Genomic DNA, 9,016 nt, shown 5'->3' with positions numbered 1-9,016 from the left:
GGCAACCGCTTACGCCTTCCCCTCGGCGCCCTCCACCGCGCACCCGGCGCGGCGGAGGGCGCCGATGCCCGTTTCCGGGTCGCGCTAGAGTCAGCGCAATTCCGCGGGCGCCCGCCCGCAGCCGGCCAGGGAGCGCATCGTGCTGATCCCCCACGACACCCGCATCGCCCTCGACACCGTCGTCGATCTGATGAACACCGCCCCACAGGGCGACCGCGACGACGAGCTCGGGGACATCCCGGCGCTGCAGTCCTTCGTGCTCAGGAACAAGATCAGCGACGTCGGTGAGCTCGGAGCCGACGACCTGAAGGCCGTCCGCGAGGTGCGCGAGCGGTTCGCGGCCGTCTTCTCGGCCCCCGACGCCCGGATCGCCGCGACGCTGATCAACCAGCTGGTCGCCGCCGCCGGTACGACGCCGCAGCTCACCGACCACGACGGCTACGACTGGCATGTGCACTACTTCGCGCCGGGGGCCTCGGTCGCCGACCACCTGGGCGCCGACTGCGGCATGGCGCTGGCCTTCATCGTCGTCGCGGGCGAGCAGGAACGACTGCGCCGCTGCGAGGCCCCGGACTGCGGCCGGGCCTTCGTCGACCTCTCCCGCAACCGCTCCCGCCGCTACTGCGACAGCCGCACCTGCGGCAACCGGCTGCACGTGGCCGCGTACCGGGCCCGCCGCAAGGAAGCCGCGAGCTGAGCCCGCCCGCCGCCCGCCTCACAGCAGGAACAGGTCGTGGACGGCGGCCATGAGCAGCAGTCCGCCGATCACCGCGAGGAAGATCATCAACGGCGGCTGGGAGAGCGCGAACAGACAGCCGCGCGGCTCCTCGGCAGGGGGTGCGGAGGTGGGGACGGGGTCCCGCGAGGTATCGAGCATCTCGCGGGGATGATCGCGCACAGCGCGCCCCGGAAATCCCGCAACACACCCCATGGCCAGGCCCGTTCACCCCATCCCGTGGACGCCGGGAACGAGAAGCGTCAGAAGCGGTCGGATCGAGGACCGGTCCCGGTCATATTCCGTGCTTCTTCAGAATCGCCTCGATGTCGCTGAAGTCCTCGTCGCCGGTCCCGGCCCGCGGCTTCGTGGTCGCGCCGCGCTGACCCGCGCCGAGCGACGGAGCCGACGCGGCCGGCGCCACGGCCCCGCGGCCCTCTCCCCCGGCGGCCACCTCGCGGCCCGCCCGGCGCCGCTCCACCGCCCGCGTGACCAGCAGGAGCAGCCAGGCCCCGCCGAGCACACCGAAGCCGGCCCAGGCGACCGGGCTGAAGGCCGTGTCCGCGAGCCACTGCACCGCGCCCGTCATCACCAGGCCGAGCAGGAGCAGCGCATAGGCGGCCGTCCGGGCCGCGGCCAGGTACTTCTTGCGGAAGGCCATGACCGCGGCGATGCCCAGGCCCGCCGCGGACACCGCGGAGCAGATGGTCTCGGCAAGCATGCGATCCTCCAGGTCACGAGTGGTGCGCCACGAGCGGCAGTCGCGAGCGGTACGTCGCCGGCGGTGTCACGGGTCGTCTGTCACGGGTCGGTCTGTCACGGTCGGTACGTCCCTTCCATCCTGCACCGCCCGGCCCGCCCACGGCCATGCCCGGAGCCCCGGATCAGGGACATCTCCGGGTCGTCCCCCAGGGACCGGCGGATGGGAGACTTCTTCCCATGAGTGAGTCCACCACCCCCGCCTCCCCGGTCGTCCTGGAGACCTGGTTCGACCTGCAGTGCCCCGACTGCTTCAAGGCCCTCGACGACGTCCGCGCGCTGCGCGAGAAGTACGGCGCGCGCCTCGACGTGCAGCTGCGCCACTTCCCGCTGGCCAAGCACAAGCACGCCTACGCCGCGGCCCAGGCCGCCGAGGAGGCGTTCGCCCAGGGCAGGGGCTGGGAGTACACGGAGGCGCTGCTCGCCAGGACCGCCGAGCTCGGCGAGCGCGGCGAGCCCGTGCTCCTGGAGGTGGCGGGTGAACTGGGCCTGGACGCCGAGGAGTTCGACACCGCCCTGATCGACGGCCGACACCTGCTCACGGTCGACGCCGACGAGGCCGAGGGCAAGGCGATCAAGGTCACCGGCACCCCGACCTACGTCGTCGGCGGCGAGCGCCTCGACGGCGGCCAGAGCCAGGACGGCCTGCGCGCGCGCATCGAGGAGATCACCGACCGCCTCCTCGCGGGCTGACGCCCTACAGCAGGCTCTTGGCGCTGTTCAGGTGCGTCGTGCGGTACCCCAGCGACTCGTAGAGGCGGATCGCCGGGGTGTTGCCCGTGAAGACGTGCAGTCCGAGCAGGCCCTCCCCGGCCGCCCGCGCGGTCTGCTCGGCGAGCAGCATCAGCGCCCGGCCGTAGCCGTGTCCGCGCTGCTCCTCGACGACCTCGATGTCGTACACGTACCCGCCGCGCGTCCCCGGCTCCACGTCGCGGAAGCCGGTCCACACCCGGCCGACCACCTGCCCGTCCCGGACGGCCAGGTGGAACGCCATGCCCGGGGTGGCCAGGCCGTTCGGCAGCAGCTCCCGGTGGCCGGCCTCCGCCTTGGCGCGGGCCTGGTCCGCCGGCATGCCGCGCTCGATCCAGCTCCGGGCGTACTTCTCCCGAGCCCCGGCCTCCCACGGCCGGAACTCGGCCTCGGTCATGGGCCGCACCTCGAAACCGGGCGGCAGCTCGGCAGGCCGCTCCGGCAGCTCCTTGACCATGTTCCGGCTGCGCTCCGTGTAGCCGAGCGAGCGGGCCATCCGCAGCGCCGGCTCCACCGCGGTGGGCACCTGGACCAGCACCTGCCGGCAGCCCCAGTCGCGCAGCACCTCCTCCGAGGCGAGCGCCGCCACCGTGCCGCGGCCGCGCCCGCGGTCCGGTTCGGCGACCCGGAGGCTCTTGATCACGCCTGTGGCGGGACCGAAGCCGGGGTCGGTGGAGACGTGCACGGAGCCGACGACGCGGCCGTTGACGCAGATGTCGTACGTGCGGGAACGGCCGCCGTCGGCGGAGCGCTGGAGCGGCTCGGACGGCCGCAGGGTGGTGGTCATCACCCGTGTTCTACCCACCCAGCCGCCGCCCGTCATCCCGTGGGAAGGATCAGCCGAACTTCGGGTCCCGGTCCTGGGCCGCCCGCTCGTCGAAGACGCGCATGGCCTTGGCGGTGACCGGTCCCGGGGTCCCGGCGAGTTCCCGGTCGTCGGCCCGGTGCACGGCCTGGATGTCGCGCAGGGTCGAGGTCAGGAAGATCTCGTCGGCGCTCTCCAGGACCTCCAGCGGCAGGTCGGTCTCCTCGGCGCCGGTCCACTCCACGGCCAGGGCGCGGGTGATGCCCGCGAGGCAGCCGGAGGAGACGGGCGGGGTGAGGATGCGGCCGCCGACGACCACGAAGACGTTGGAGCCGGTGCCCTCGCAGAGCTGTCCGACCGTGTTGCCGAACAGCGCCTCGGAGGCGCCGCGCTCGCGCGCCCGGGCGAGGGCGACGACGTTCTCGGCGTACGAGGTGGTCTTCAGGCCGGTGAGCGCGCCGCGTTCGTTGCGGGTCCACGGCACGGTGATCACGGCGGTGGAGTCCGGGCGGCGGCTGGTCTCGCCGAGGGCCACGACCAGGCTCGGCCCGGCGTCGCCGCGCTCGGAGCCGAGCGGGGAGAGCCCGCCGGTGTACGTGATGCGGAGCCGGCCGAGTTCCATCGGGTTGGCCGCGAGGACGGCGGCGCAGGCGCGGCGGACCTCGTCGAGGTCCGGGTCGGGCAGGCCCAGGCCGCGGGCGGAGCGGGTGAGCCGCTCCAGATGGAGGGTGAGGGCGAACGTTTCGCCGCGCTCGGCCTTGACCGTCTCGAAGATGCCGTCGCCGACGGTGAGCCCGTGGTCCAGGACGGACACCTGCGCGGCCCCGGCGTCGTGCAGTGCGCCGTTGACCCAGAGTTTCATCGGGATATGGCCTTTCCAGTCGCCTCGTACGCGTCGCTCGGCTCGTACCCGCCCGACGCTATCGCGACGAGCCGGGACGCCTTCAGTTCGGTCTCGGCCCACTCGCGCTCGGGGTCGGAGCCCCAGGTGATGCCGGCGCCGGTGCCGAAGCGCAGCATGCCCGCGGCCCGGTCGATCCAGAAGGTGCGGATGCCCACGGCGAGCTCGGCGGTGCGCCGGTCGGCGTCGACCCAGCCGATGCCGCCGCAGTAGGGGCCGCGCGGGGCGGTCTCCAGGGCCTCGATGATCCGCAGGGCGCTGGACTTGGGGGCGCCGGTCACGGAGCCGGGCGGGAAGGTGGCGGCGAGCAGCTCGCGCCAGCCGGCCTCGCCCCGCAGCTCGCCGCGGACGGTGGAGACCAGGTGCACGAGGCCGGGGTGCGGCTCGACGGCGCAGAGCTCGGGCACGGTGACGGACCCGGTGGCGCAGACCCGGCCCAGATCGTTGCGGACCAGGTCCACGATCATCACGTTCTCGGCGTGGTCCTTCTCCAGAAGGTCCGCGGCGGTCCTGCCGGTGCCCTTGATGGGGCCGGACTCGACGGTGCGGCCGGTGCGGCGCAGATACAGCTCGGGGGAGGCGGTGGCGATCTCCACGCCATGCGCGGGCAGCCGGATCGTTCCGGCGTACGGCGCGGGGTTGTCGCGGGCCAGCAGCGCGGTGAGCGCGTCGACGTCGGCGCCGGCCGGGTCGGGCAGCGGCGCGGACATCACCCGGCAGAGGTTCGCCTGGTAGACCTCGCCGCGCGCGATGTGCTCGCGGACCCGGCGCACGCCCGCCGTGTACGCGGCGCGGTCGAGCGAGGACGTCCAGTCGCCGGCGGTGGGGCCGCGCCAGGCTCCGGGCACCGGCGCGGGGATGGGGTCGGGTCGCACGTCGCCGAAGCGGGCGCAGGTCAGGCGGCCCTCGAAGTCCGCGCAGACGGCCCAGAAGCCGGTGGAGTCCAGGGCCTCGGGATCATGGGTGACGTCCCGGAGGTCGGTGGCGAGGAGGCCGCCGAAGCGCGCCAGAGGAGTGTGGGTGTGCACTCTTGCGAGTCTAGGGCGGAGGCCGGAAGGGGGCTCCGGGCCGCCTGGGGGCCGCTCCCCGCCACCCCGAGGACACGAGGAGTGAACGTCGTACGAACGCTCCCGCACCGCCCGGTGCGCGCCGCGCGCGGACCCCGGCCGGTGCCCCGGAGGGGGTGCAGGTCAGCACGCTGCGCAAACGCGTTTTTGTACTGGCCGAGGAATCCGCTAAAGTTCAACACGTCGCCGGGACGCGGAAGCGAAACGGAAACGACAAGCGGACGTGGCTCAGTTGGTAGAGCATCACCTTGCCAAGGTGAGGGTCGCGAGTTCGAATCTCGTCGTCCGCTCGATGTGGGGGATCATCCCGAACCCCTGTTATCACTCCTGGTGGAGTGGCCGAGAGGCGAGGCAACGGCCTGCAAAGCCGTCTACACGGGTTCAAATCCCGTCTCCACCTCCAAGGACGATTAGCTCAGCGGGAGAGCGCTTCCCTGACACGGAAGAGGTCACTGGTTCAATCCCAGTATCGTCCACTGGACCCTCGGGTCCTGGATCCTCGGATCCCCCGCGCGATTAGCTCAGCGGGAGAGCGCTTCCCTGACACGGAAGAGGTCACTGGTTCAATCCCAGTATCGCGCACTGGACCTTCGGGTTCTTGATCTTCGAGTCACCCGCGCGATTAGCTCAGCGGGAGAGCGCTTCCCTGACACGGAAGAGGTCACTGGTTCAATCCCAGTATCGCGCACCGGATCTTCGGATCCTCGACTCTCGGATCGCCCGCGCGATTAGCTCAGCGGGAGAGCGCTTCCCTGACACGGAAGAGGTCACTGGTTCAATCCCAGTATCGCGCACCAGAGATGAGCCCCCGGCCGCTGCTCGCGGCCGGGGGCTTCGTCGTGTCGTCGTCCCTGGGAACGCGTCTGAGGGGGCCGCCCCCGAAGGGGCGGCGCACAGCCTCAGGAGGAGAACAGCAGTCGGCCGAAGCCGCCCTTGTGGTGGTGGCCGCCGTGGTGACCGTGGTGACCTCCGTGGTGCGGGGCGCCCCAGGCCGGGGCCGCGGGCTGCGCCGGGTAGGCCGGCGGCGGGGCCTGCTTCACCCACTGCGACTCCAGCTGGGTCAGGGCCTCCAGCTCGCCGTAGTCCAGGAAGATGCCGCGGCAGCCGCTGCACTGCTCGATCTGGACGCCGCTGCGGTTGTAGGTGTGCATGGGCGCATGGCACTTGGGACACTGCATGCGGATCTCAACTCCCTGCCGTTCGAATGGTGCTCTCACCCTAGGGGGACGCAGGCGGGGCCAACTCGGTTCGGAGCGTACCGATTCGGGCACAGGTGTCGATCATCACGTCCTCCACCTCGTCCAGCGGGCGTCCCTCGGCAGTGGACTTGGCGACGGCGAGCGCCGCGGTCTGCACGGTCAGCGCGCGGGCCGGGACGTCGAGCCGCGACCAGGGATCGGAGCCCGGCGCCTGGCCGGGGGCCGTGGTCGCCGGGCCGCCGGCCGCCTCGTACGCGCCGAGGAAGCGCGCCCAGACCTCCGGTGCAAGTAGTCCCGCCGCGAACCACGCCGCCGGGCGGGCCAGATCCCAGGCCGGGTCGCCGACGCCGAGGTCGTCGACGTCGATCAGCCGCCAGTGCGGGCCGCCGCCCGGCCGGACCAGCTGGCCCAGATGGAAGTCGCCGTGGCAGAGCCCTTGGTACGGCCCGGGCCCCGCCTCCCCCGGCTCCGGGACGGTGCGCCAGGCGCGCAGCACCGTGGCCGTGGCCGGATGGTCCGGGGCGGCGCGGCGCATCCGCTCCACCGCGAGCGCCACCTTCACCGGCGCCCGCATCGCCGGCAGGCCCGGCGGGGCCGGGTGGCGGTGCAGCAGGGCGAGCAGCCGGGCCGCCGCCTCCCAGGGGGCCGCGTCCGGGTCGGCCGGGTCGACGGGGACGCCGTACGGCCAGACGGTGAGCGGGCGGTTCTCCACGCGGGCGGACGCGCGCGGCGCGGGGAGCGAGGCCGGGAGGGGCGGGGACGGGAAGGGCGGGGCCGGGAGAGACGGGGCTGGCAGGGGCGGGAGGAGTACGTCCGCCAGGGGCGCGAGGGCCGCGACCGAGGTGCGCGAGCGCAGCTCCTCCGGGTCGCCGCCGGGGGCGTGCGCCTTCAGGACGAGGTCCCCGTGCCGTACGACCGTGCCGTCGTCCCGGTCCGCGAGCAGGTCCACCGGGCACGGGCAGGACGACGCCCCGTCGGGGTGGGCCGCGGCCCGTGCGAGCGCGTGCAGGCGGGTGAGATCGGTTTCCTCCACCCGGGGAGCCTAAGGGGCACGGTCCCGGGAAAAGCGCGAGGGCCGGTCAGCTCCCCAGCTGACCGGCCGCACGCTGCCGTCCGCCGCACCCCCGTCCCCACGGGGTTGTTGGCCGGATGTCCCCGACCCGGGCCGCTCTCCCGGGTCCGGAGCGCCGCTCAGCGCCCCAGCATCACGCCCACGGACGACGCCTGTGTGACCACCGCGTCCCAGCCGCCGAAGACGACCACGAGCAGGGCCGCGAGAGGGAGGACCATGGCGGTCGCCACCAGCGGGTGACGGCGGCCGGTGGGACGGGGATGCATCCGCGGGGCCGGGATCGCCATGGTTCCTCTCCTGTCGATGCGCGCTGTTCGGACCGTCCGGCCGTTCGGACCGGTGGGTCGGCGCGGCGGGTGCGGTGACCTCGGGGGACGAGTGCTGCACCCGCCGCTTGACATCCAATCTAGGCAGCGCGGGCCGCTCGGGCGTCATGCCCGCGTACCGACTTGCGGGCCTCCCGGAGGATGACGTCCGTCCGTCCGGAGTACTCCCCTGGGTGGAGACGGATCCTCCTGGCCCGGGGTCTTCCCGGAGGGGGTGGGTGACGTCGGTCACGTTTCACCCGCGCGCCCGGGGTGTCGCCCGGACGGATTCCCAACAAGCCTGATACGAGGGGGTGTTGGCGGCCGCCTGTGCTGACCGGGCCTCAAGTGTCCCCCTCAGCACTGACAATCGATGCGGCCCGGAGGGCGCGGCCTGTGAGCACGCCGCCGCGGCGGTACGTAAGCTGTGCCACGTCGAACGGACGAGGGGACGGACATGGCGATGATGCGGCTCCGGCGCGAGGACCCGCGGATCGTCGGGTCCTTCCGGCTGCACCGCCGGCTCGGGGCCGGCGGAATGGGAGTCGTGTACCTCGGCTCCGACCGCCGTGGGCAGCGCGTGGCGCTCAAGGTCATCCGGCCCGACCTGGCCGAGGACCAGGAGTTCCGCTCCCGCTTCGCGCGCGAGGTCTCCGCCGCCCGGCGGATCCGCGGCGGCTGCACCGCCCGGCTCGTCGCCGCCGACCTGGAGGCCGACCGGCCCTGGTTCGCCACCCAGTACGTGCCCGGGCCCTCCCTGCACGACCGGGTCGCCGAGGAGGGTCCGCTGCGGGCCGCCGACGTCGCCGGGATCGGCGCCGCCCTCTCCGAGGGCCTGGTCGCCGTGCACGAGGCCGGGGTCGTGCACCGTGACCTCAAGCCGTCGAACATCCTGCTCTCCCCCAAGGGCCCCCGCATCATCGACTTCGGCATCGCCTGGGCCACCGGCGCCAGCACGCTGACGCACGTGGGCACCGCCGTCGGCTCCCCCGGCTTCCTCGCGCCCGAGCAGGTGCGGGGCGCCCCGGTCACCGCCGCGACCGACGTCTTCTCGCTCGGCGCCACCCTGGCGTACGCGGCCATGGGCGACTCCCCGTTCGGGCACGGCAGTTCCGAGGTCATGCTCTACCGCGTCGTGCACGAGGAGCCGCAGCTGCACGGCGTGCCCGACGCACTCGCTCCGCTCGTCCGGGCCTGTCTGGCGAAGGATCCGGAGGAACGTCCCAGCACCCTCCAGCTGTCCATGCGGCTCAAGGAGATCGCCGCCCGCGAGGCCCAGGGCCTGCCCGCCGCCGCCCGGCCCCCCGTACCGCGGGACCGTGACCGGGGCGACGAGCGCGGCGCCGGGGGCATGCGGCCCACGGAGCGGTACACCGAGCGGACGACGGAGCGGTCGGCGGTGGAACGGGCGGGCTCGGCGAATCGTGGGAGAGGGTCTTCCGT

General features: G+C 73.4%; 11 protein-coding genes and 6 tRNA genes. 9 read left to right on the top strand and 8 right to left on the bottom strand.

Features of this window, described 5'->3' with window-relative positions:
* The first annotated feature begins 139 nt into the window (after window positions 1-139).
* Window positions 140-697, top strand: a complete 558-nt coding sequence (locus ACWEJX_RS36580; RefSeq protein ID WP_403796857.1) for a CGNR zinc finger domain-containing protein — start codon at window positions 140-142, stop codon at window positions 695-697.
* A gap of 18 nt (window positions 698-715) precedes the next feature.
* On the opposite strand, the gene ACWEJX_RS36575 is transcribed toward ACWEJX_RS36580, so the two are convergent.
* Both ACWEJX_RS36575 and ACWEJX_RS36570 read right to left on the bottom strand, forming a co-directional pair.
* Window positions 716-877, bottom strand: coding sequence for a hypothetical protein (locus tag ACWEJX_RS36575; RefSeq protein ID WP_451611721.1), 162 nt, complete (start codon window positions 875-877; stop codon window positions 716-718).
* A 133-nt stretch (window positions 878-1,010) separates the two neighbouring features.
* Window positions 1,011-1,436: a hypothetical protein gene (locus ACWEJX_RS36570; RefSeq protein ID WP_451611720.1), complete on the bottom strand. Its 426-nt coding sequence runs from the start codon at window positions 1,434-1,436 to the stop codon at window positions 1,011-1,013.
* 218 nt (window positions 1,437-1,654) lie between these two features.
* Between ACWEJX_RS36570 and ACWEJX_RS36565 the strand changes: the two genes are divergently transcribed.
* On the top strand, window positions 1,655-2,167 hold the full coding sequence (locus ACWEJX_RS36565; RefSeq protein ID WP_451611719.1) for a DsbA family protein: 513 nt from the start codon (window positions 1,655-1,657) through the stop codon (window positions 2,165-2,167).
* Window positions 2,168-2,171: 4 nt separating this feature from the next.
* Here the strand turns inward: ACWEJX_RS36565 and ACWEJX_RS36560 are convergent, their stop codons facing one another.
* Genes ACWEJX_RS36560 through ACWEJX_RS36550 form a run of 3 tightly spaced genes read right to left on the bottom strand, consistent with a single transcriptional unit; the run spans window position 2,172 to window position 4,958 of the window.
* A complete protein-coding gene (locus tag ACWEJX_RS36560; RefSeq protein ID WP_451611718.1) occupies window positions 2,172-3,011 on the bottom strand; it encodes a GNAT family N-acetyltransferase in 840 nt (279 codons plus the stop codon).
* A gap of 49 nt (window positions 3,012-3,060) precedes the next feature.
* A complete protein-coding gene (locus ACWEJX_RS36555) occupies window positions 3,061-3,891 on the bottom strand; it encodes an aminotransferase class IV (protein WP_451611717.1) in 831 nt (276 codons plus the stop codon).
* Window positions 3,888-4,958, bottom strand: coding sequence for a chorismate-binding protein (locus ACWEJX_RS36550; RefSeq protein ID WP_451611716.1), 1,071 nt, complete (start codon window positions 4,956-4,958; stop codon window positions 3,888-3,890). Before ACWEJX_RS36550 ends, ACWEJX_RS36555 begins: the two co-directional genes overlap by 4 nt.
* A gap of 256 nt (window positions 4,959-5,214) precedes the next feature.
* Between ACWEJX_RS36550 and ACWEJX_RS36545 the strand changes: the two genes are divergently transcribed.
* The 6 genes from ACWEJX_RS36545 to ACWEJX_RS36520 all read left to right on the top strand — a co-directional run bounded on the left by ACWEJX_RS36545 (window position 5,215) and on the right by ACWEJX_RS36520 (window position 5,794).
* Window positions 5,215-5,287 (top strand) — tRNA-Gly (locus tag ACWEJX_RS36545).
* Between the two features lie 39 nt (window positions 5,288-5,326).
* Window positions 5,327-5,400, top strand: a tRNA-Cys gene (locus tag ACWEJX_RS36540).
* 1 nt (window position 5,401) lies between these two features.
* Window positions 5,402-5,473: transfer RNA gene (locus ACWEJX_RS36535), tRNA-Val, on the top strand.
* 34 nt (window positions 5,474-5,507) lie between these two features.
* A tRNA-Val gene (locus ACWEJX_RS36530) sits at window positions 5,508-5,579 on the top strand.
* A gap of 34 nt (window positions 5,580-5,613) precedes the next feature.
* Window positions 5,614-5,685 (top strand) — tRNA-Val (locus tag ACWEJX_RS36525).
* A 34-nt stretch (window positions 5,686-5,719) separates the two neighbouring features.
* Window positions 5,720-5,794: transfer RNA gene (locus ACWEJX_RS36520), tRNA-Val, on the top strand.
* Between the two features lie 102 nt (window positions 5,795-5,896).
* Here ACWEJX_RS36520 and ACWEJX_RS36515 read toward each other — a convergent pair.
* The 3 genes from ACWEJX_RS36515 to ACWEJX_RS36505 all read right to left on the bottom strand — a co-directional run bounded on the left by ACWEJX_RS36515 (window position 5,897) and on the right by ACWEJX_RS36505 (window position 7,555).
* Window positions 5,897-6,175 carry a TFIIB-type zinc ribbon-containing protein gene (locus tag ACWEJX_RS36515; RefSeq protein ID WP_451611715.1) on the bottom strand — a complete coding sequence of 93 codons (279 nt, stop codon included), beginning with the start codon at window positions 6,173-6,175 and terminating at the stop codon, window positions 5,897-5,899.
* Window positions 6,176-6,215: 40 nt separating this feature from the next.
* Window positions 6,216-7,229: a phosphotransferase family protein gene (locus ACWEJX_RS36510; protein WP_451611714.1), complete on the bottom strand. Its 1,014-nt coding sequence runs from the start codon at window positions 7,227-7,229 to the stop codon at window positions 6,216-6,218.
* Between the two features lie 158 nt (window positions 7,230-7,387).
* Complete coding sequence (locus ACWEJX_RS36505) at window positions 7,388-7,555, bottom strand: hypothetical protein (RefSeq protein ID WP_451611713.1); 168 nt, start codon at window positions 7,553-7,555, stop codon at window positions 7,388-7,390.
* A 475-nt stretch (window positions 7,556-8,030) separates the two neighbouring features.
* Between ACWEJX_RS36505 and ACWEJX_RS36500 the strand changes: the two genes are divergently transcribed.
* A partial coding sequence (locus ACWEJX_RS36500; protein ID WP_451611712.1) for a serine/threonine-protein kinase occupies window positions 8,031-9,016 on the top strand: 986 nt, incomplete at its 3' end.

The sequence above is a fragment of the Streptomyces sp. NPDC004788 genome, from assembly GCF_053601115.1.
Note: the sequence above shows the minus strand (reverse complement) of the source record. Positions and strands in the feature narration are given on the sequence as shown.

Excerpts from the sequence above, each read along its gene's own strand:
- ACWEJX_RS36575 (WP_451611721.1), bottom strand. The coding sequence starts at position 877 with ATGCTCGATACCTCGCGGGACCCCGTCCCCACCTCCGCACCCCCTGCC.
- ACWEJX_RS36570 (WP_451611720.1), bottom strand. The coding sequence starts at position 1,436 with ATGCTTGCCGAGACCATCTGCTCCGCGGTGTCCGCGGCGGGCCTGGGC.
- ACWEJX_RS36565 (WP_451611719.1), top strand. The coding sequence starts at position 1,655 with ATGAGTGAGTCCACCACCCCCGCCTCCCCGGTCGTCCTGGAGACCTGG.
- ACWEJX_RS36560 (WP_451611718.1), bottom strand. The coding sequence starts at position 3,011 with ATGACCACCACCCTGCGGCCGTCCGAGCCGCTCCAGCGCTCCGCCGAC.
- ACWEJX_RS36555 (WP_451611717.1), bottom strand. The coding sequence starts at position 3,891 with ATGAAACTCTGGGTCAACGGCGCACTGCACGACGCCGGGGCCGCGCAG.
- ACWEJX_RS36515 (WP_451611715.1), bottom strand. The coding sequence starts at position 6,175 with ATGCAGTGTCCCAAGTGCCATGCGCCCATGCACACCTACAACCGCAGC.
- ACWEJX_RS36505 (WP_451611713.1), bottom strand. The coding sequence starts at position 7,555 with ATGGCGATCCCGGCCCCGCGGATGCATCCCCGTCCCACCGGCCGCCGT.